17 protein-coding genes are annotated in these 20,338 nt (G+C 67.2%); 11 read left to right on the top strand and 6 right to left on the bottom strand.

Translation table 11 applies throughout. The annotated features are described in order from the left end of the window. Positions 1 to 9: 9 nt before the first annotated feature. The 3 genes from benC to R4P95_RS14440 all read left to right on the top strand — a co-directional run bounded on the left by benC (position 10) and on the right by R4P95_RS14440 (position 3,754). The gene (gene benC / locus R4P95_RS14450; RefSeq protein ID WP_317744053.1) at positions 10 to 1,551 is read left to right on the top strand and encodes a benzoate 1,2-dioxygenase electron transfer component BenC; all 1,542 of its coding nucleotides are present in this window, start codon (positions 10 to 12) and stop codon (positions 1,549 to 1,551) included. Further along, positions 1,548 to 2,342, top strand: a complete 795-nt coding sequence (locus R4P95_RS14445) for a 1,6-dihydroxycyclohexa-2,4-diene-1-carboxylate dehydrogenase (protein ID WP_317744058.1) — start codon at positions 1,548 to 1,550, stop codon at positions 2,340 to 2,342. The genes benC and R4P95_RS14445 overlap by 4 nt, the downstream gene beginning before the upstream one ends. 74 nt (positions 2,343 to 2,416) lie before the next feature. Continuing rightward, the gene (locus R4P95_RS14440; RefSeq protein ID WP_317744060.1) at positions 2,417 to 3,754 is read left to right on the top strand and encodes an aromatic acid/H+ symport family MFS transporter; all 1,338 of its coding nucleotides are present in this window, start codon (positions 2,417 to 2,419) and stop codon (positions 3,752 to 3,754) included. On the opposite strand, the gene R4P95_RS14435 is transcribed toward R4P95_RS14440, so the two are convergent. Next, a complete protein-coding gene (locus R4P95_RS14435) occupies positions 3,751 to 4,815 on the bottom strand; it encodes a 2-oxoacid:ferredoxin oxidoreductase subunit beta (RefSeq protein WP_317744604.1) in 1,065 nt (354 codons plus the stop codon). The genes R4P95_RS14440 and R4P95_RS14435 overlap by 4 nt on opposite strands. Positions 4,816 to 4,820: 5 nt before the next feature. Beyond that, positions 4,821 to 6,755 (bottom strand): 2-oxoacid:acceptor oxidoreductase subunit alpha, encoded by a 1,935-nt coding sequence (locus R4P95_RS14430; RefSeq protein ID WP_317744062.1) that lies wholly within the window; start codon positions 6,753 to 6,755, stop codon positions 4,821 to 4,823. 123 nt (positions 6,756 to 6,878) lie between these two features. Between R4P95_RS14430 and R4P95_RS14425 the strand changes: the two genes are divergently transcribed. The 3 genes from R4P95_RS14425 (at position 6,879) to nhaA (ending at position 11,913) form a co-directional block, all read left to right on the top strand. After that, the gene (locus tag R4P95_RS14425; RefSeq protein ID WP_317744063.1) at positions 6,879 to 9,578 is read left to right on the top strand and encodes a helix-turn-helix transcriptional regulator; all 2,700 of its coding nucleotides are present in this window, start codon (positions 6,879 to 6,881) and stop codon (positions 9,576 to 9,578) included. 119 nt (positions 9,579 to 9,697) lie between these two features. After that, positions 9,698 to 10,525: a class I SAM-dependent methyltransferase gene (locus tag R4P95_RS14420; protein ID WP_317744065.1), complete on the top strand. Its 828-nt coding sequence runs from the start codon at positions 9,698 to 9,700 to the stop codon at positions 10,523 to 10,525. Between the two features lie 86 nt (positions 10,526 to 10,611). After that, positions 10,612 to 11,913, top strand: a complete 1,302-nt coding sequence (gene nhaA, locus R4P95_RS14415) for a Na+/H+ antiporter NhaA (protein ID WP_317744067.1) — start codon at positions 10,612 to 10,614, stop codon at positions 11,911 to 11,913. Here nhaA and R4P95_RS14410 read toward each other — a convergent pair. Next, on the bottom strand, positions 11,904 to 13,526 hold the full coding sequence (locus R4P95_RS14410; protein WP_317744068.1) for an FMN-binding glutamate synthase family protein: 1,623 nt from the start codon (positions 13,524 to 13,526) through the stop codon (positions 11,904 to 11,906). The two genes, nhaA and R4P95_RS14410, sit on opposite strands and share 10 nt — an antisense overlap. A gap of 128 nt (positions 13,527 to 13,654) precedes the next feature. Between R4P95_RS14410 and R4P95_RS14405 the strand changes: the two genes are divergently transcribed. Continuing rightward, complete coding sequence (locus R4P95_RS14405) at positions 13,655 to 14,662, top strand: NAD(P)H-dependent glycerol-3-phosphate dehydrogenase (protein ID WP_109333855.1); 1,008 nt, start codon at positions 13,655 to 13,657, stop codon at positions 14,660 to 14,662. Between the two features lie 16 nt (positions 14,663 to 14,678). Here R4P95_RS14405 and R4P95_RS14400 read toward each other — a convergent pair whose 3' ends face one another. Further along, complete coding sequence (locus R4P95_RS14400) at positions 14,679 to 15,365, bottom strand: M50 family metallopeptidase (protein ID WP_317744605.1); 687 nt, start codon at positions 15,363 to 15,365, stop codon at positions 14,679 to 14,681. Positions 15,366 to 15,606: 241 nt separating this feature from the next. Between R4P95_RS14400 and R4P95_RS14395 the strand changes: the two genes are divergently transcribed. Continuing rightward, complete coding sequence (locus R4P95_RS14395) at positions 15,607 to 16,035, top strand: CBS domain-containing protein (protein WP_159927347.1); 429 nt, start codon at positions 15,607 to 15,609, stop codon at positions 16,033 to 16,035. Positions 16,036 to 16,113: 78 nt separating this feature from the next. Here the strand turns inward: R4P95_RS14395 and R4P95_RS14390 are convergent, their stop codons facing one another. After that, positions 16,114 to 17,301, bottom strand: coding sequence for an ATP-binding protein (locus tag R4P95_RS14390; RefSeq protein ID WP_159927345.1), 1,188 nt, complete (start codon positions 17,299 to 17,301; stop codon positions 16,114 to 16,116). 177 nt (positions 17,302 to 17,478) lie between these two features. On the opposite strand from R4P95_RS14390, the gene shbA reads away from it, so the two are divergent. From shbA to R4P95_RS14375, 3 genes are all read left to right on the top strand, one after another. Next, entirely contained in the window at positions 17,479 to 18,069 is a 591-nt protein-coding gene (shbA, locus tag R4P95_RS14385; protein ID WP_317744069.1) for an RNA polymerase sigma factor ShbA, read from the top strand. Between the two features lie 62 nt (positions 18,070 to 18,131). Continuing rightward, positions 18,132 to 19,232, top strand: a complete 1,101-nt coding sequence (locus tag R4P95_RS14380; protein ID WP_317744070.1) for an exo-alpha-sialidase — start codon at positions 18,132 to 18,134, stop codon at positions 19,230 to 19,232. Continuing rightward, complete coding sequence (locus R4P95_RS14375) at positions 19,229 to 19,519, top strand: ubiquitin-like small modifier protein 1 (RefSeq protein ID WP_159923587.1); 291 nt, start codon at positions 19,229 to 19,231, stop codon at positions 19,517 to 19,519. The genes R4P95_RS14380 and R4P95_RS14375 overlap by 4 nt, the downstream gene beginning before the upstream one ends. Positions 19,520 to 19,560: 41 nt before the next feature. On the opposite strand, the gene R4P95_RS14370 is transcribed toward R4P95_RS14375, so the two are convergent. Next, a complete protein-coding gene (locus R4P95_RS14370; protein ID WP_317744074.1) occupies positions 19,561 to 20,232 on the bottom strand; it encodes a cyclase family protein in 672 nt (223 codons plus the stop codon). Positions 20,233 to 20,338: the final 106 nt, after the last annotated feature.

Genomic DNA, 20,338 nt, shown 5'->3' with positions numbered 1-20,338 from the left:
CTGTTCTTCATGACTTTCCAAGTTGCACTGAGTTTCGAGGACGGGATCACCCGCTTCATCAAGTGTGACGGCGACGAAACGGTCGCCGACGCGTCCTACCGCGCGCGCATCAACATCCCCCTCGACTGTCGAGACGGGGCGTGCGGCACCTGCAAGTCGCTCTGCGAATCCGGCACGTACGACGGCGGCGACTACATCGAGGAAGCACTCACCGACGACGAGGCGGAGCAGGGCTACTGCCTTCCGTGCCAGATGATGCCGGAAAGCGATCTGGTGCTGCAGATCCCGACGACCTCCGACGTCGCCAAGACCGCCGCAGGAACGTTCTCGTCGACGATCACGGAGATCCGCAGGTTCTCCGACACCACCATCGGGTTCACGATCGAGATCGCGAACCGCGAAGATCTGGTGTTCCTTCCCGGGCAGTACGTCAACATCACCGTGCCCGGGACCGAGGCAACGCGCTCGTACTCGTTCAGCACCGGGCCCACGTCCGAGGAACTGTCGTTTCTGGTCAAGATCACCGACGGCGGCCTGATGTCGGAATACCTGCGCGACCGCGCACAGGTCGGCGACACGCTCGAGTTCACCGGCCCGATGGGAAGCTTCTTCCTCCGCGAGCAGAAGCGTCGCGCCCTGTTACTCGCCGGCGGCACCGGGCTGGCCCCGCTGCTGTCGATCCTCGACAAGATGCGCACCGACGCCGCCGACCACCCCGTGCACCTGGTCTACGGAGTCTCGTCCGACGCGGACCTCGTGGAACTGGACAAGCTCGAGGCATACACGAAGTCGCTGCCGCAGTTCACATTCGACTACTGCGTATCGGATCCGGCGAGCAGCGCGCCGAACAAGGGATACGTCACCGGGCTGTTCGAGCCGGCGCATCTGAACGACGGTGATGTCGACGTGTACCTGTGCGGGCCGCCGCCCATGGTCGAAGCCGTCCGCGACCACCTGAAGTCGGAGGGGATCACGCCGGCAAACTTCTACTTCGAGAAGTTCAACAACGCGGCGACGCCCCACGGATCCGAGACACCCGCGCCGCGCCCGGCCGACACGCCCGAATCCGCTGTGCCCGGGTACGAGATCGGCGAGGAGCACCAGCCGCTGTCCGAGTCGGATGCGCAGTTCGACGCCCGCATGGCACTCGAGCTGGGCGCGCTCGAACTCACCATCGGCAGACTGACTCCGGAACAGCTGGGCGAGTACCGCATCCTCGCCGAAGCGTCCGGCGCCTCGATCGACCGGGACCACTTCACCGACGCCGACGCGTTCACCGACGCCAACTTCCGATTCCACGAGTTCCTGTTCCGCTGCACCGGCAACGAGGTGCTGCTCGAGGCGTACAACCGGCTCGAGGTCACCCAGCTGATGCGCAAGGTCCTCCGGAACTCCGGCTGGGTCGACGAGCACATCCCGCAAGAGCATCTCGACATCGTCGCCGCATTCGACAGGAGCGACCGCGACTCCGCGCGGAAACTGATCGTCGCGCACAGCGCACACGCGAAGGCCACCATGTGCCGCGCCATCGAGAACAGCACAGTCGCATGAGGCCGGCGTTCTACGCGAATCGGTTCGACGGCAGGGCCGTCACCGTCACCGGCGCCGCACAGGGAATCGGGCTGGCCGTCGCAACCCGGCTCGCCGACGAGGGCGCGTCCGTCGTCCTCGTCGACCGCGCCGAACTCGTCCACGACGTCGCCAAGGAACTGCGGGAGAAAGGGGCCGAGGCACACAGCATCACCGCGGACCTCGAACAGTTCACCGACGCGCAGGACGCGATCGACGAGGCCCGCGCCCAGCACGGCCGGATCGACGTGCTGATCAACAACGTCGGCGGAACGATCTGGGCCAAACCGTACGAGCACTACACGCCGGAACAGATCGCCGCGGAGGTGCAGCGGTCACTGTTCCCGACGCTGTGGACGTGCCGCGCGGCACTGCCGCACCTCATCGCGCAGCACAGCGGCACGATCGTCAACGTGTCGTCGGTTGCAACCCGCGGAGTCAATCGCGTGCCCTACGCAGCCGCGAAAGGCGGGGTCAACGCTCTCACCGCGTCGCTCGCGCTCGAGGCGGCACAGTACGGAATTCGCGTGGTGGCCACCGCTCCCGGAGGGACCGAGGCACCGGCGCGCCGCGTCCCACGCGGTCCCGGTACCGAATCCGAGCAAGAGAAGGCGTGGTACCAGCACATCGTCGACCAGACCGTCTCTTCGTCGCTGATGAAGCGGTACGGCACCCTCGACGAACAGGCCGCTGCGATCCTCTTCCTCGCCTCCGACGAGGCCTCCTACATCACCGGCTCGGTACTGCCCGTCGCCGGTGGCGATCTCGGCTAGCAGCCCCACATATCTCCACCGCCTCATCGGCGGGCAATCCGGCTCGCCGTCACACTTCCCGAGCGGAGATCATCATGAACCCGTCCACGACCGACAGCTGGGCAAGCCCTCGCCATCGCAGGGCCGTCACCTGGATCGTCACACTCGCGTCCATCGCCATCGTCTTCGACGGCTACGACCTCGTCGTCTACGGCACCATCCTCCCGATGTTGCTCGACGACCCCAGTCAACTCGGGGCGATCTCGCCGGCCCAGGCCGGCGCGCTCGGTTCCTACGCCCTCGTCGGTGTGATGGTCGGCGCGCTGGCGTCGGGCGCCATCGGCGACTATCTCGGCCGCCGCCGGATGATGCTGATCAACATCGTGTGGTTCTCCGTGGGTATGGGGCTCGCGGCGCTTGCCACGAGCATCACCACCTTCGGACTGCTCCGATTCTTCACCGGGATCGGTGTCGGTGGACTCGTCGCCACCGTGGGCGCGATGGTCGCCGAATTCGCGCCTCCCGGAAAACGCAATCTGTACAACGCCATCGTCTACAGCGGAGTACCCGCCGGCGGTGTACTCGCATCTCTGCTGGCCATAGTGCTCCGCGACGCGATCGGCTGGCGCGGCCTGTTCTGGATCGGCGCACTCCCGCTCGTCACGCTGCTGCCCCTGGCCCTCATGAAGCTGCCGGAGTCCCCGAAGTGGCTCGTCGCACGCGGGCACGAGGACAAGGCCCGCCGCATCTCCGAACACACGGGTATCCCCATGCCCGACGCAGAGGAGATCGCCCTCGAACACGCTTCGGTCGAGAAGGTCGGATTTGCGGCCCTCGCGACCCGACGGTATGCCTGGGCGACAGGACTTCTCGGTGTGATGAGCTTCTCCGGTCTCCTCCTCACCTACGGACTCAACACCTGGTTGCCGAAAATCATGGGAGACGCTGGCTTCAACGCCAAGGGGTCACTGTCCTTCCTGCTGGTCCTCAACGGCGGCGCCATCATCGGCGGTCTGATCGCCTCCAAGATCGCCGACGGTATCGGCCCTCAGCGCGTCGTGGCTACCACGTTCTTCCTCGCTGCGGTCGCGCTGGTGGTGCTCACCCTGGGATTCCCGCTCCCGGTGCTGCTCGCCTCGGTTGCGGTCGCCGGAGTGGGCACGATCGGAACTCAGGTGCTGATCTACGGTTTCGTGTCCAACTACTATTCGACCTCTGCCCGCGCTGCGGGAGTGGCATGGTGCGCCGGATTCGGCCGGTTGGGCGGGATCTTCGGACCCCTCATCGGCGGCGCACTCATCAGTGCAGGGATCAGCAGCCAGGTCGCATTCTCCGTGTTCGCGGGCATTGCCGTACTGGGCGCCTTCGTCACGTTCTTCGTACCGCGCGCACGAGTCGCCCTCCGCGCCGAGGTTGCGCCCGTCACCGCCTAAACGGTCCAGGTGTCGTGACCGGTCAGAAGCCGCTGGAGCGAGCCCTCGTCTACGGGATCCCTCTCGCGGGCGAGGTCGTTCTGCCTGCGTACCGCATCGTCGTAGGTGTCGCGCACAACGCTGCGGAATACGCCGGTCACCGTGTGGGTGAGGTCCTGGTCGGACAGCCGCGAGAGGGCGTACGCGTAGTCGGGATCATCGGCATGGGCGTCGTGCACGACGATCTCGTCACGGTCGACGTCGGCGGTCTCGACCACCTTCAGACCGAAACCGGCACGCACGACGCAGTATTCGCCAGCGTTCCCGAACACTATCGGTTCTCCGTGGGTCAATGGAATCAGCCGCTGCTCCGCACCCTCCTTGCGGAGCACGTCGAACGAGCCGTCGTTGAAAATCGGGCAGTCCTGAAAGATCTCCACGAACGACGTGCCCCGGTGCGCCGCGGCCGCACGCAGCACCTCGGTGAGGCCCTTGCGGTCGGAGTCCAGGGCGCGGGCCGCGAACGTCGCCTCGGCACCGAGCGCCAGGGACAACGTGTTGAACGGGTGGTCCACCGACCCCAGCGGGGTGGACTTGGTGACCTTCCCGACCTCCGAGGTCGGTGAGTACTGGCCCTTCGTGAGGCCATAGATCCGGTTGTTGAACAACAAGATCGTCAGATTCACGTTGCGCCGCAACGCGTGGATCAGGTGGTTGCCACCGATGGAGAGGGCGTCACCGTCACCGGTGACCACCCAAACCGACAGGTCCGGACGCGTAACCGCCAGCCCGGTCGCGATGGCCGGGGCACGGCCGTGGATCGAGTGCACGCCGTACGTGTCGAGGTAGTAGGGGAACCGGCTCGAACATCCGATGCCGGAGACGAACATCATGTTCTCGCGCTTCAGGCCGAGCTCCGGCAGGAAACTGCGGATCGTGGCCAGGATGACGTAGTCGCCACAGCCCGGACACCACCGCACCTCCTGGTCCGTGGTGAAGTCCTTGGCTTTCTGCGCTACATCGGTGTGTGGGACGTGCGCGGTCGCGCTGAGCCCGAGAGTCCTCCCGATGCGATTGATCATCTGGGTCACGCCGGTTCCTCCTGCCGGGGGCGGTTCGTCCGATAGGTGGCCGAAGCGAGCGCGTCGGAGGTCTTGGCCAGCTCCTGCTCGCGCAACGTTCCCGCCAGCGCCGCGTCGATCACCTTGTGTATTTCGTCGCTGAGGAACGCGAGACCCTGCACCTTGGTGACCGACTGCACATCGACGAGGTACCTCGACCGAAGAATCATCGCCAGCTGCCCCAGGTTCATTTCGGGTGCCACCACTGTGGGATAACTGCGAAGCACCGCACCGAGATTCGACGGCAAGGGGTTGAGGTGTCGCAGGTGCACCCGGGCAACCTTCTTCCCCTCCCGCCGGGCCCGGCGGCACGCCTCACCGATGGGACCGTACGAACTACCCCACCCGATCAACAGCAACTCCGCCTGACCGGACGGATCGTCGACCACCACATCCGGGACGGTGATGCCGTCGATCTTCGCCTGCCGCAGCCGGACCATGAGGTCGTGGTTGGCGGGATCGTAGGAGATGTCACCGCTGCCGTCGGCCTTCTCGAGCCCACCGATCCGGTGCTCGAGCCCGGTGGTGCCCGGCACCGCCATGGCGCGGGCCAGCGTCTCCGGGTCGCGCGCGTAGGGCGCGAACACCCCCTCCGGCGGAGGCACCTTCTCGTAGTCCACGTCGATAGGGTCCATGTCCGCCACATTCGGAACAGCCCACGGTTCACTGCCGTTCGCGATGGCACCGTCGGACAGCAGAAGCACCGGCGTGCGATAGGTGAGAGCTATCCGCGCGGCCTCGACGGCGGTGTCGAAGCAGTCGGCGGGTGACCGGGGCGCCAGCACCGCGACGGGCGATTCACCGTTGCGCCCGTACATCGCCTGCAGCAGATCCGACTGTTCCGTCTTGGTCGGCAGACCGGTCGACGGCCCACCGCGCTGCACGTCGATCACCAGCAACGGCACCTCCGTCATCACCGCCAGCCCGATCGCCTCACTCTTCAGCGCCAGGCCCGGCCCGGACGTGCTCGTCACCCCCAGCGCCCCGCCGATCGACGCCCCGAGGGCCGCCCCGATACCGGCGATCTCGTCCTCCGCCTGGAAGGTGGTGACACCCAGGTTTCGATGCTTGCTCAGCTCGTGCAGGATGTCCGACGCCGGAGTGATCGGGTACGTACCCAGGAACACCTCGCGCGAGGCCAGCTGCGCTGCCGTCACCACTCCGTAGGCCAGCGCGGTGTTGCCGGTCACCTGACGGTAGGTGCCCCGCGGCAGGGTCGCGGCCGAGACTTCGTAGGTGGTGGCGAAGGTTTCCGTCGTCTCCCCGTAATTCCACCCCGCCGTGAAGGCGAGGAGGTTACCCTCCGCAACCTGGGGTTTCGCCGCGAACTTGGTGCGCAGGAACTGCTCGATACTGCGTGTGGGCCGGTTGTACATCCACGAGAGCAATCCGAGCGCGAACATGTTTTTGGCCCGCTCACCGTCTTTTCGGCTCAGGCCCGCAGGTTGCACCGCGCCCACCGTCAGCGTCGTCATCGGGACCGGGTGCACCGTGTAGTCCGCGAGGGAATCGTCCTCGAGCGGACTGGCCGCATACCCGACCTTCGACAGGTTCCGCTTGGTGAACCCGTCCATGTCGACGATGATCATCCCGCCGCGCGGCAGGTCGGGCAGATTCGCCTTCAACGCGGCCGGGTTCATTGCCACCAGCACATCGGGGCGATCACCGGCGGTGAGAATGTCGTAGTCGGCGATCTGGATCTGGAACGACGACACCCCGGGCAATGTGCCCTGCGGAGCACGAATCTCGGCGGGGAAGTTCGGTTGCGTGGCGAGATCGTTGCCGAACGCCGCCGCCTCCGAGGTGAACCGGTCCCCGGTCAGCTGCATGCCGTCACCCGAATCGCCGGCAAAGCGGATGACCACCCGCTCCAGCTTGGTGGAGTTCGCGTCCGTCGTCATAAGTGCACCGGATCTCTCGACTGCTGCGTCCGTGTCGATCAGCTGCTTCTCACCTCACGTTACAAGCGTTCCGCCGTTCTGCCAGGCACCCGCCCGAAATCGCGTCGCGATACGGTGAGCCTTGTGAGTGACCCAGCCAACAGCGAACTCGTCGGCCGTTCGCGTGAGCTCGCAAGTCTCGAGGCTTTCCTGCACGGGGCGACTCCCGACATGCCGGCCGTCGTGCTGGTCGAAGGGGCCGCCGGCATCGGCAAGACCACCCTCGTCGAGGCGTTCCTTTCAGCGCACTCCGAGGTACCGACGCTTGCCGCAGTGTCTACGCCCTGGGCGACGGGGCACCCGTTCGGCGTGGTCGAGCAATTGCTGGGGTCCGCAGGTACCGCACGACATCCTCTGGGCGTCGCCCACGAGCTCGCCGCCGCGGTGACCGCACTTCCCGGGGGGAAGGTCGTGGTCGTGGTCGACGACGCACACTGGGCCGACCTCGAATCTTTGCAGGCCGTCACGTCGGCGACTCCTCTTCTCGACCGCCCTGCCATGCTGGTTCTGATCACGACGTCGGAACCGACCGCCGACGTCTCGCCCGACGTGCTCGAGCTCCTCGACAGACTTCACCGTCACCGGCTGTGCGTCCCGCCCCTCGATGCGTCCGACATTCGAACACTCGCGAACCGTATTGCGCACGTGGACCTTCCAGCTCCCGTAGCGCACCAGCTCACGCAGCACACGGCCGGAAATCCCCGACACGTCACGCAACTCCTGCACGAAGTGGATCCGGACGCCTGGTCCCACTGGCAACCCGTGCTGCCCGTCCCCCGGGCGGTCACCGCGTCGGTGCGCTCGCGGCTCACGGCGTGCTCGGCGCCCGCGCGCGCCCTGGTCGAATCGGCCTCCGTCCTCGTCGGTGATCCGCGTTTCGCCGATGCCGCCGAACTTGCGGACATCGCGAATCCCGTCGAAGCACTCGACGAGGCGCACCGAGCGGGACTGCTGACGATGGGCGAGCATCGCGGCGTCACCGTGCTGGTGTTCCCGTCGGCACTCACTCGGGCCGCCGTCTACCGGGACCTCGGCCCGATCCGTCTGCGCGACCTGCACGAGCACGCAGCACGCATCGTCGACGACGACAGTCAGCGCCTCGACCATCTGGCCGCCGCGTCGCCGTTTCCCGACCCCGATCTCGCCGATGAACTCGACCGCCACGCCGTCCACCGGGCCACGGTCGGGGCCTGGTCCGCCGTCGCGGACGCCCTGATCAAGTCGAGCCGTCTCAGCGCAGACCGACGAATGCGAGAGCAACGCCTCATCCGCGCCGTCGACGCCCTGGTCGGGACCGGAAATTTGCCGCAGGCGATCGCGTTCGCACCCGAGATCGAAAGCTTCCCCGCAAGCCCGCTCCGTGACGCCGTCCTCGGCTATCTGGCCATCCAGCGAGGCCGCCCCGCGGAGGCCGACCTGCTGCTCACGCAGTCGTGGTCTGCCTGCGACCCCGCCACGGATCCGGCGACCGCCGCACTGATCTGTCAGCGCCGGGTCCTCGACTCCCTGGCCCGGTGGCACGGGCCCGACCTCGTCCAGTGGGGTTCGCGGGCAGTGTCACTCGTCGACCCGAGCGATCCTTCGGCCGTGGAATCCGCGGCGATCATGGGCCTAGGACTGGCAGCTACGGGCAAGACAACCGAGGCGCGGGCCGCGTACGACCACCTGTCGGCCACAGTCGCACTGGGCGCCCAGTCCCAACGCTTCGAGATGGCCCGAGGGTGGCTCGACCTGGCGTTGGACGAACCGGAGGCCGCGCGGCAGGAACTCGAAAGTGCCGTGCCGACGGCATTCCGGATGGGGTCGGCCCGTATTTCGCTGTGGGCGCAGGCCTGGTTGGCACGCACCCAGTTCGCCCTCGGTGACTGGAGTGGGGCTGTGACCACCGTCGAACGTGCCGCGCGTCAGCTGGAGGATGTCGGGCTGGACCTACTTCGGCCACTCGTGCACTGGACGGGAGCGCAGACGCAGGCGCTGCGTGGCAATCGCGATGCCGCACAGCACCACCTCCGGCGGGCGGCCGCGAGCCTCCACGACTACCCGATCATGTTCCTACCTTCCTCACTGGCACGAGCCCAGTGCGCCGAAGTGGAAGCCGACTACCCCACGGTGATTCGCGCACTCGAACCCCTCACCCGGCTCCAGCCGCGGGAGGGCGTCGACGAACCCGGGTTCTGGCACTGGCCGGACGTCTACGCGAATGCGCTCGTCATGGTCGGGAGGGTGGACGACGCCGACACCTTCCTCATCCCCCACGAGGAACGGGCCGCAGCGCGACAGCACCGTTCCGCCCAGGCGCGGCTCGGCTATGCCCGCGGACGCATACTCGGTGCCCGCGGCGATATCGACGCCGCCCGAGCCGTCTTCGAGCAAGCACTGCAGCATCTCGACACGCTGCCCCTGCCCTACGACCGCGCCCGGGTCAACTTCGCGTACGGCCAGACCCTGCGACGGGCCGGTAAACGCCGTGAGGCCGATGCGGTGATCCAAGCCGCGCGGGAGGGATACTCGGCCCTCGGCGCAACGTCGTACGTGTTGCGGTGCGACCGCGAGATCAAGGCGGGCGGACTCAACCTCGAGCGCAGTCGTGTCTCACTCGCGGACCTGACGCCTCAGGAACAGGCGGTGACGGAACTCGTCGCAGGTGGTGCCAGCAACAAGGAGGCAGCGGGAGAACTGTTCCTGTCGGTCAAGACGGTGCAGTACCACCTGACACGGGTCTACGCGAAGCTCGGCGTTCGCTCCCGCAGCGAACTCGCGGCGCAGTTCCGCAACGACGGCTGAGGTCGGGCGGGAGCCGGAAACCACCCCAGGGTGCCTTTTCCCGGGCACCCGTTGCGCGAAGGCTGGCACCTGAGCGTCCTGACAGCCAGGCGCCCATCCGACCACAGGAGGTCTTCGAGATGAAGGACACGATCGACGCGGTCGAGGCCGACCGCGAGCTGAAAACCCGGCACCGCGCCATGTGGGCGCTCGGCGACTACCCGTCGCTGGCCGGCGAGGTGATCCCGGACCTCGGACCGGTGCTGGTGGCAGCGTGCGAGGTGCGGGCGGGCGACCACGTTCTGGATGTCGCAGCGGGATCGGGAAACGCCGCTATTCCTGCCGCGCTCGCAGGGGGACACGTCGTCGCCAGCGACCTCACCCCGGAACTTTTCGATGTGGGACGCCGGGAGGCTGCTGCGGCGGGGGCTGCTGTCGAATGGCAGCAAGCGGACGCCGAGGCACTGCCCTTCGACGACGAGGAGTTCGACGTCGTCATGTCCTGTGTGGGTGTCATGTTCGCGCCGCACCACCAGCAGAGCGCCGACGAGATCGTCCGTGTCTGTCGTCCGGGTGGAAGGATCGGACTGCTCAGCTGGACGCCGGAGGGTTTCATCGGTCAGATGTTCGCGACGATGAAACCGTATGCCCCTGCTCCCCCACCCGGCGCGCAACCCCCACCGCTCTGGGGTCGCGAGGAACACGTCCGGGCGTTGTTCGGCGACAGAGTCACCGATCTGACGTCGACGCGGCAGACATTGCACGTCGAGAAGTTTCCGACGCCCGAGGAGTTCCGCGACTATTTCAAGGAGCGTTACGGCCCCACGATCGCCGTGTACCGCAACATTGCCGGTGACCCGGAGCGGGTGGCCGCACTGGACGGTGAACTCGCCGACCTCGCGCGACGCCACTTCGACGGGACCGCCATGGAATGGGAGTACCTCCTGGTGACCGCGCGCAGACGGTGACCACCCCGGGACGGTAGGGTCGTCAACGGTGCGCCGGGAAGTCTGGTCGGCAAGTATTTTGTCGACCCGATTTCCAGGAGTGTGCCGTGAACGAATCCCAGACCCGATCGACGCTGTTTTCCCGCGGATCGTGGGCGGAGACCGCACGGATCTCGGACATCCTCCGCAAGGAAACGGTGGGCGGAGCGCTGCTCCTGATCGGCTCGGTCATCGCTCTGGTCTGGGCGAACTCGCCGTGGTCCGACGGGTACACGGCGCTGCGCGACACCACCGTGGGGCCGGCCTCACTGCACCTGAACCTCACGCTCGGGACGTGGGCCGCCGACGGTCTGCTCGCGATCTTCTTTTTCGTCGTGGGCCTCGAACTCAAGCGGGAGTTCGTGGCCGGCGACCTGCGTGATCCTCGCCGCGCCGCTCTTCCCATCGCCGCAGCCGTCGGTGGCATGGCCGTCCCCGCGCTGGTCTTCGTTCTGGTCAACGCCCGCACCGGCGAGGGGGCGCTCGCCGGCTGGGCGATTCCGACGGCCACCGACATCGCGTTCGCGGTGGCCGTCCTCGCCATCGTGAGCACTCACCTTCCGGCAGCCCTGCGCACCTTCCTCCTCACCCTCGCAGTCGTAGACGACCTGCTGGCCGTCACCGTGATCGCCGTCTTCTACACCGACGAGCTCGCGTTCGGTCCATTGCTTCTCGCGCTGATCCCACTGGCACTGTTCACCGTTGCCGTGCAACGACGCGTTCGCTCCTGGTGGATCCTGCTGCCCCTCGCCGCGGCCACGTGGATCCTCGTGCACGAGTCGGGGATTCACGCGACCGTGGCAGGCGTCCTCCTCGGCTTCGCCGTTCCCGTGATGCGCAGTGAGAAGGGCGGCGGTCCCGAGGCCGGACCCGGTCTGGCCGAACACTTCGAGCATCGAATTCGGCCCATCTCGGCGGGATTCGCAGTGCCACTGTTCGCCTTCTTCGCCGCAGGGGTCACCATCGGCGGATTCTCCGGACTGAGCACCTCGCTACGCGACCCGGTCGCGCTCGGTATCGTCGCCGGCCTGGTGATCGGCAAGGCGGTCGGAATCTTCGGCACCACCTACCTCATGTCGCGGTTCACCCGGGCGACCCTCGACTCCGGCCTCGCCTGGCTCGACGTCCTCGGAGTCGCCCTGCTCGGCGGCATCGGGTTCACCGTCTCCCTCCTCGTCGGCGACCTTGCCTTCGGCATGGACTCCCTGCGGGGTGATCACGTCAAGGTGGGCGTACTGACCGGATCGTTGACCGCCGCGGTCCTGGCCGCGGCGGTCCTGCGAATGCGCAACGGCGCTTACCGCACCATCGCGCTTGCGGAGAGCCGGGACGACGACGGCGACGGCATCCCCGACGTGTATCAGCGGTGACCGTCTGCCCCGGTAGTTCCGGTGGCCCCGGTAGTTCCGGGCTTCGTCTGCGCGTCGGATGAGCCGGTCTCCCCGACCGGACCAGCCGCGTATTCGGCCATCAGCCGGGTGATCTCGTCGCGATCGGCGAGTCCCGGAAGTCCCCACCCGTCCCGGTAACCGTAGAGCTCGGCGAGAGTAGTCGCGCGGCGGTTGCCGTCCGCGACCTCCACATCCGAAGCCGTGATCAGTCCGGGATGAGCGACTCCGCACGCCTCGGCCACCTTGAACACGTCCCGCCGCAGCGATCGGATGTAGTTGTCGGCCCGCACCGACTTCGCCTGGGCGTCGAGGCCGTGTTCCAGCCAGCTGCTCTGGGTGGCCACTCCCGTGGGGCATCGATCGGTGTGACATTTCTGGGCCTGGATGCAGCCGATTGCGAGCATCGGCTCGCGGGCAACGTTGATCATGTCGCAGCCCAGAGCCATCGCCACCACAGCGTTGTCGGGCAAGCCGAGTTTCCCGGAGCCGATGAACGTGACGCCGTCGGTGAGTCCCGCCTCGGCGAACATCGAGTACACCCGGGCGAATCCACTGCGGAACGGCAACGAGACCGCGTCGGAGAACACCAGCGGCGCCGCCCCCGTGCCTCCCTCGCCGCCGTCGATCGTCACGAAGTCGACGCCCCGGTCGGAGTGGGCCATCTCCTCGATCAGCGATTCCCAGAACCGGGAGTCTCCGACGGCCGACTTGATGCCCACCGGCAGTCCCGTCTCGGCGGCGACGAGTTCCACCCAGTCGAGCATGCTGTCGACGTCGTGGAACGCGGTGTGCCGTGAAGGACTGACACAGTCGCTGCCTTCCCGGACGCCGCGGATCTCGGCGATCTCGGCCGTGACCTTCGCGCCGGGCAACAGGCCACCGAGGCCCGGCTTCGCACCCTGGCTGAGTTTGATCTCGATGGCCCGTACCGGGGCGGAGTCGACGAGGGACATCAGTCGATCGAGATCGAACCGGCCGTCCTCGTCCCGGCACCCGAAGTAGGCGGTACCGATCTGGAACACCAGATCCGCACCGTTCCGGTGGTACCGAGACAGCCCGCCCTCACCGGTGTTCTGCAGGCAGTCCGCCGCCGTGGCACCGCGATTCAAGGCGGTGATCGCCGCCGACGACAGCGAGCCGAAACTCATCGCCGAGATGTTGACGAGTGAGTGTGGACGAAAGGCCTTGGCCCGGCCGCGTGCCGCACCCAGAACCTTGGCCGACGGAAGCTGAAGTGTGTCACCACCCCCGGGAACGGCTGACGGGGCGATGTCGGAAAACGTGCGGTGCTTGATGATGGTGTAGCCGTCGGTGAACTCGATGTCGTTGTCCGTGCCGAACCCGAACGTGTTGGTTTCCTTCTTCGACGACGCGTACACCCAGCGACGCTGATCGCGGGTGAAGGGACGCTCCTCGTCGTTGTTGGTCGTGATGTACTGCCGAAGCTCCGGCCCGAGCGACTCCAGCAGATATCTGCCGTGGCCCAGGACGGGAAAATTGCGCAGCAGAGCGTGCCGTCGCTGGAGCAGGTCATACGAGGCCACGGCGGCCAGCGCGGCGGCCGGGATCCCGAGGGCGTTCGACCACTTCATGAAGCCACCGTACGTCGCGGTCCGGGGGCTCCGTTGGCGATTTCGGTGTGGTCGCCGGCTTGCGGTGCCACCCTTGTCGGTATGAAACCTATTCGCCCCAGGAGTGATCGATACAGGAGTGATCGATAATGGCCCGGCCGGTACGCGTCGTCGTTCTCGGAGCGGGCTCGTGGGGAACTACTGTGGCCGGACTGGCGGCGCGGAACACACCGACCCTCTTGTGGGCGCGGAGCTCGGACACCGCCGACGAGATCAACACCGTCCACAGGAACTCCCGGTACCTCGGTGACCGCGTCCTCCCCGACTCGATGCGCGCCACCGCCGACCTCGTCGAGGCAGCGCAGGAGGCAGACGTCCTCGTCGTCGGGGTGCCCTCACATGCCGTCCGCGGCACCCTCTCGCAGATCGCCAACGAGGTGCGCGCGTGGGTACCGGTGCTGTCGCTGGCCAAGGGACTCGAGCCCGGCACCCGGTTGCGTCCCACCGAGGTGATTGCGGAATGCCTCCCCGGCCATCCCGTCGGGCTCCTCGCGGGGCCGAACATCGCTCGCGAGATCGTCGACGGACTTGCCGCTGCTTCCGTCGTGGCTACCCAGGACGTTCGAGTGGCCACCGCCCTGCAGCCACTGTTCGCGTCCCCCGTCTTCCGCGTCTACCGCAACACCGACGTGCTCGGGTGCGAGCTCGGTGGCGTGCTCAAGAACATCGTGGCCATCGCGTCGGGCATGGCCGACGGACTCGACGTCGGCGACAACACGCGGGCCATGGTGCTCGCCCGAGGGCTGGCCGAGATGACGAGGCTCGGCGAGGCGATGGGCGCCAACCCGCGAACCTTCGCCGGCCTCACCGGTGTCGGTGACCTGATCGCGACGTGCATGAGCCCCAGTTCCCGTAACCGCCGGGTGGGCGAAGCGCTGGCCCGCGGGCTGACCGTGGAGGAGGCCGTCGCCCAACTCGGCCAGGTCGCGGAGGGTGTCAAGACCGCACCGACCGTCATGGAACTCGCCCGTGACCACGGCGTGGACATGCCTATCGCCGCCGAGGTGGAAGCCGTGGTGGCGGGGCGACAGACGGCGGAAGGTGCCTACCGCGGCCTGCGCAAGGTCGCCGCGGGCAGTGAGCACGAGGTCGCGTGACGAGCGGGGCACCCGATCACGCCCCGACCGGACGGAGAATCCACCAGCCCCCGAGCAGGAGACATCCGATGTTGACCAGCAGGAAGAGACCCACCCAGACGATGCCGGGAACGCGGGTGAGCCGCGCCAGCTGATCGGCGTCGGAGTCGGGGGCGGCCCGCCGTGCCCGACTCCGCTGTAGCTCGATGACCGGCCGCGGCGACGCCACCAGCATGAAGGACGTGATCAGGTAGGCAGCCGCCACTTGTTGTTGCTCCGTGCCGAGCCAGACCAATCCGAACAGGAGGGCCCCGACGACGGTGAGGGAGAACAGCCCGTAGAGGTTCCGAACCAGGATCAGCATGGCGGCGAGTGCCACCACCCCGATCCAGAGCACCGCGACGGCATGACGGGTACCGAGCACCCAAGCTGCGCCGAGGCCGAGGACCGCGGGACCCACATACCCCGCAAAGGTCATGAGAACGACGCCGAGTCCTGTGGGCTTGCCCGACGAGATCGCGACCCCGGACGTATCCGAGTGCAGCCGGACACCTTTCAGTCGTCTACCGAAAAGCAGCGCGACCACGAGATGCGCACCCTCGTGGATGATCGTCACCACGTTGCGCGTGATGCGCCAGGCGTGGGGCTCGAGAACGAGCACCACAGCGACCACTGCCACCACCTGGACGATCCATGTCGCCGGGGTGGGGCTGATCGCGCTCACGCGCTCCCACAGCGATCGAATACCGTCTACACCCGCCGCGTCGTATGCGGCGGCCCCGCTCACTCGAGTCATCGGCGCCGAGTGTACGGAGGAGCGGCGTGGCCCGAGGCGCAGGATCGTTCGCAAGGCTACGGTCACGAGTAGGTAAACATGCGGAGACCTGCGGTAGGGCTGGCCTAGGCTCGATAGTTGCCCGCGATCGACCCGGCGGGTACGAGTGCGGATGGATCGGGGTGTCCAGATGCGGATCGCGGATGTATTGCGGAGCAAGGGTACGGCGGTAGCGACGGTCGACGCCGATACGTCGGTGAGCAGCGTCGTCGACGAGCTCGCCCAGCACAATGTCGGCGCGCTGGTGGTGCTCGAGAAGGGCTCGCTGGTCGGCATCGTGACCGAGCGCGACGTCGTGCGCAAGATTCACGAACGTGGACCCGACGTGCTGAAGGCACGGGTCGCGGACATCATGAGCACCTCGGTGTTCACCTGTCTGCCCACCGACAGTGTGGACAGCCTCGCCGAGACCATGACCGAGCGCCGGATCCGGCACCTGCCCGTGGTGGTGGAGGGGCAGCTCGTAGGCATCGTCAGCATCGGTGACGTGGTGAAGAGCCGGATCGGCGAGCTGCAGAGCGAACGCGACCAGCTCGAGCACTACATCGATCAGGGCTGACCTCTCCAACTCCCGCTAGCGTCGTATTCGACTCTCTAGCGATGAGCCTAGAAACCGGTAGATTGCACTACCGATCTCTCAGTCGCTCTGGCCGCGCAGATACCGGCCGAAATGCGGGACGGTGAACCCGATCGATCCGCGCTCGGCCGAATAGATCAGTCCCTTCTTGATCAGCCCGTCCCGGGCGGGTGACAACGAGGCCGGTTTACGACCGAGTTCGGCGGCGATCGCCGCTGTCGCGACGGGGCCGTCGTCGCCGGCGAGATCCGCCATCGCCCGCATGTACTCGCGTTCGGCCGGGGTCGCGCGCTCGTAGCGGGAACCGAAGAACCCCACCGCGAGTTCCTCTTCCGCGGTCGGTGCCGCCACCCGCACGTCTTCCTCGGTGATCGGGCTGGCCGCAGCCACATCCCAGGTGGCCTTCCCGTACGCCTGCACGAAATAGGGATAACCGTCGGCGGCCGCGTACAACGCATCCAAGGCCTCGTCGGCGAACTTCACATCTTCCCGCTCTGCGGGCGCGATGAGCGCGCGATCCGCCGACGCCCGGTCCAGCCGGTCGATGCGGTGGTAACTGAAAAGGCGCTCCGAGTAACTCTTCGATGCCGACAACACCGCAGGGAGGTGCGGGAGACCGGCACCGACCACGATGAGCGGCGCCGCGTCCTGGCTGAGTTCGTGGCACGCGCCGCAGATCGCGGAGACGTCCGCGGCACCGAGGTCCTGCATCTCGTCGATGAACAGCGCGATCCCGACGCCCACATCTCGCGCCAGCGAGGAGGCGTCGAGCAACAACTCCACCAGATCGATCTCGATGTCTCCCGAATCCGCCCGACCCTTCACGGCCGGGGCGTCGATCCCGGGTTGCCATCTCTCCCGCATGCCCTTGTCCGCCGTCGCCCGCAACGCAAACGACTTCAGCACGCCCAGGAACTCCTCGACCCGATCGGGGTTGCGGTGTGCCCCCGCGATCTCGCGCACAGCCATGTGCAGCGCCGACGACAGCGGTCGGCGCACGTCCTGGTCAGGGCGGGCCTCGATCTTGCCGGTTCCCCAGCTGCGGGAGATGGCCGCCGACCGCAGATGATTGAGCAGCACCGTCTTCCCGACTCCGCGGAGTCCGGTGAGCACCACACTGCGTTCCGGACGGCCGCGGGCGATCCGCTCGAGCACCACGTCGAACGCGTCGAGCTGTCTGCTTCGGCCCGCGAGCTCCGGTGGACGCTGGCCTGCACCGGGGGCGTAGGGATTACGGACGGGGTCCATGGCCTCGAAGGTAACAACCTCGATAGCCGAATCTGCGGACATCTAGCGCGTGTCCTAGATCCCGCTATGAAGTCCACGACGCGCACGAGGGGGTGGGTGTTCGTCACCCTTCGGTGCCTATCGACGGGCGCCCGTTCCGCCGAGGCTGGAAGCAGTCACACGGAACGGGAGAACACCATGATCGAGACGGACGTCAGAGCGCAGCTCGAGCGCCTCGCACCCCTCGCCGCCGTCGGGGACGAGGAGGCCGTGGAAGAGATTCTCCGCATCGCCCACCCGGTGGTGCATCGCTACTGCACGTCCCGACTCGAATCGGTGGAACACCCGCACGCCTCGGCCGACGACGTCACCCAAGACGTCTCCCTCGCATTGATGAGCGCACTGCGCACCTACCGCGACGAAGGTAAATCCCTGCTGTCGTTCATCTTCGGTATCGCCGCACACAAGGTGTCCGATGCCCGTCGGCGCGCCAATCGCCTGTCGGTGCCCACCGCACGATCGGAGACCGCGCATCACACCGTGGATATCGACGAGGGGCCCGAGCACCACGTGCTGCGCGCCGAACTTCGGGGGGAGATGGACGAACTGGTGCAGACGCTCCCGGTCCGGCACCAGCAGATCGTGTTCATGCGCATCGTGGTCGGGATGTCCGCCGAACAGACCGCACGGGTACTCGACACCACCCCCGGGGCCATTCGCGTCGCCCAGCACCGCGCGCTCGCCCACCTGCGGTCCCGGATCCACGCGTCGCATTCTCTCGCCAGCTGACCTGGCCATCGAGGTGCGATCGCACCATTGCCATTCGCCGGACCGAGTGGTCCGATGTAACGATGAGCGCAGCCGACACAGTTTTGCTCGCGATCGGAACCAAGAAGGGCCTCTGGCTGGCCACCAGCCGAAACCGCACCGCGTGGTCGTTTTCGGGCCCACATTTCTTGATGCACGAAATCCCCAGCATCGGCATCGACACCCGCGCGGGCCGCACCCGCATTCTCGTGGGGGTCCGGTCGGAGCACTGGGGACCGACCGTCGCGCACTCCGACGACCTGGGCGCCACATGGGTCGAACCCGACCACGGGGCGATCCGATTCGGTGACACCGACGACGCCGCGCTCGAGCGAATCTGGCAACTCCAACCGGACAGCGAAGACCGGCCCGGTGTCGTATGGGCGGGCTGTGAACCGATTTCGGTGTGGCGATCCCTGGACAACGGCGAGCACTTCGAACTCGAGCGCGCACTGTGGGACCACCCGCACCGGTCGCAGTGGGGTGCCGGGTTCGGCGGCGCTGCAGCTCATTCCGTGGTTCCGCATCCCCGCGACCCGGAGACGGTGCACGTCGCCATGAGCACGGGCGGCGTCTACCGCACCACTGACGGCGGCCGCACCTGGCAGCCGCGGAATGCGGGCATCTCGGCGGGCTTCCTGCCGGATCCGAATCCGGAGTTCGGGCAATGCGTCCACAAGATCGCCCGTGACGCGGTGTCCGAGAATCGGCTGTATGCGCAGAACCATCACGGCGTGTACCGATCCGACGACAACGGCGACACGTGGAAGTCGATTGCCGACGGGTTGCCGTCGGACTTCGGTTTCGTCATGCTCACCCACCCGTCTCGCGAGGGCACGGTGTGGGTGGTGCCGATCGAGGCGGACGCCGAACGGATCCCACCGGACGGCCGCCTCGCCGTGTACCGCAGCGAGGATGCCGGCAATACCTGGACCCGGCTCGACCGTGGCTTACCGGAACGCGAGTACAACGTGGTGCTGCGTGACGCCGCGTCCGTCGACACCGCCGACCCCGTGGGAGTGTATTTCGGTACGCGCGGCGGTGCCGTGTACGCGAGCGCCGATGAGGGCGCCACGTTCACCGAGGTGGTCGGACACCTGCCCGACGTCCTCTGTGTGCGCGCGGCGGTGGTGGCCGCGCCGTGACCGGGGCCGTGTCCGTTCGGGTTCCGCGCGCCCTCGCCTCGATCGTGGGCGGTGAACGCACCGTCGACGTGGCTCTCGACTCCGTGGCGACAGTGGCCGCCGTCCTCGACGTTCTCGCCGAGAGGTACCCGGTGCTCGGCAGGCGCATTCGCGACGAGACGGGCGCCCTGCGCCGGTACGTCAACGTCTACGTGGACGGCGAGGACGTTCGCCTACTGGGCGGCGTGAGCACCGAAGTGGCACCGGGCCAGGAAATACAGATTCTGCAGTCGGTCGCCGGAGGCTGAGACTCAGCGCGCGTGCACGTCGTTCTGGCCCGCCATCGACATCAGTACCCGAGGTCGAGCGCCACCGCACGGGTGGGGGCGCCGTCCGAGCCCTCGATGGTGATCGGCAACAGGCTGACGAGGGGGTCGGGGAAGTCGATGAGGTCGAGGCGGCACAGGTTCTCGCCGATCACTCCCCCGGCAGCGGCGATCAGGTGGTGCACCGGATATCCGTTGTCGGCCCCCTCGTCGGCGGGCGTCTCGTCGACACTCGGTGCGTCGACGCAGAATGTCCGCACCCCCCGATCGAGCAGTAGTTCGCAGGCATCGGGATCGAGATAGGGGTGCGTGTAATAGGCGTCGCTGCCGTAATAACGCGACCATCCGGTATGGAACAGGGCGATGTCGCCGGGCCGTACGCGTTCAGCCGCGGCTCGGATCGCATCAACGGTAATACGTTCGCGCGCACCGAGATCGCGGACGTCGAACAACACTCCGCGGCCGACGAACAGCTCGGGCGGCAGGGCGTCGACGGTGGCGCCGGTTGCGTCCATGTGGGCAGGCGCATCTACATGGGTGCCGGATTGGGAGCCGAAGCGGACCCCCAAGACGTTGTAGCCATCGCGTTCGATCGTGCGGTGCGGCGTCAGCATCGGCACCGGATCGCCGGGATAGACCGGCATTCCGGGACCGATCGTGTGGGAAAGGTCCACGATTCTCCGCACGTGTGGCATCGTTCGATTGTCCACGGTTCGCGGGCATGTGCACGCTGTGGCGGCGGCACGGCACTGCGCGCCACGATATGCTCGACGGCGAGCAAAGAGGTGGTTGCATGCCCGC

Source organism: Rhodococcus sp. IEGM 27 (genome assembly GCF_033142305.1).
Classification (GTDB): domain Bacteria; phylum Actinomycetota; class Actinomycetes; order Mycobacteriales; family Mycobacteriaceae; genus Rhodococcus_F; species Rhodococcus_F oxybenzonivorans.
The sequence above is the reverse complement of the archived record's forward strand: the minus strand, read 5'-3'. Positions and strand labels throughout refer to the sequence as shown.

Coding starts and splice junctions, on each gene's coding strand:
- R4P95_RS14445 (WP_317744058.1), top strand. CDS start 1,548: ATGAGGCCGGCGTTCTACGCGAATCGGTTCGACGGCAGGGCCGTCACC.
- R4P95_RS14410 (WP_317744068.1), bottom strand. CDS start 13,526: ATGAAGTGGTCGAACGCCCTCGGGATCCCGGCCGCCGCGCTGGCCGCC.
- R4P95_RS14380 (WP_317744070.1), top strand. CDS start 18,132: ATGAGCGCAGCCGACACAGTTTTGCTCGCGATCGGAACCAAGAAGGGC.
- R4P95_RS14435 (WP_317744604.1), bottom strand. CDS start 4,815: ATGATCAATCGCATCGGGAGGACTCTCGGGCTCAGCGCGACCGCGCAC.
- R4P95_RS14420 (WP_317744065.1), top strand. CDS start 9,698: ATGAAGGACACGATCGACGCGGTCGAGGCCGACCGCGAGCTGAAAACC.
- shbA (WP_317744069.1), top strand. CDS start 17,479: ATGATCGAGACGGACGTCAGAGCGCAGCTCGAGCGCCTCGCACCCCTC.
- R4P95_RS14390 (WP_159927345.1), bottom strand. CDS start 17,301: ATGGACCCCGTCCGTAATCCCTACGCCCCCGGTGCAGGCCAGCGTCCA.
- R4P95_RS14370 (WP_317744074.1), bottom strand. CDS start 20,232: ATGCCACACGTGCGGAGAATCGTGGACCTTTCCCACACGATCGGTCCC.
- R4P95_RS14440 (WP_317744060.1), top strand. CDS start 2,417: ATGAACCCGTCCACGACCGACAGCTGGGCAAGCCCTCGCCATCGCAGG.
- R4P95_RS14405 (WP_109333855.1), top strand. CDS start 13,655: ATGGCCCGGCCGGTACGCGTCGTCGTTCTCGGAGCGGGCTCGTGGGGA.
- benC (WP_317744053.1), top strand. CDS start 10: ATGACTTTCCAAGTTGCACTGAGTTTCGAGGACGGGATCACCCGCTTC.
- R4P95_RS14430 (WP_317744062.1), bottom strand. CDS start 6,755: ATGACGACGGACGCGAACTCCACCAAGCTGGAGCGGGTGGTCATCCGC.
- R4P95_RS14395 (WP_159927347.1), top strand. CDS start 15,607: ATGCGGATCGCGGATGTATTGCGGAGCAAGGGTACGGCGGTAGCGACG.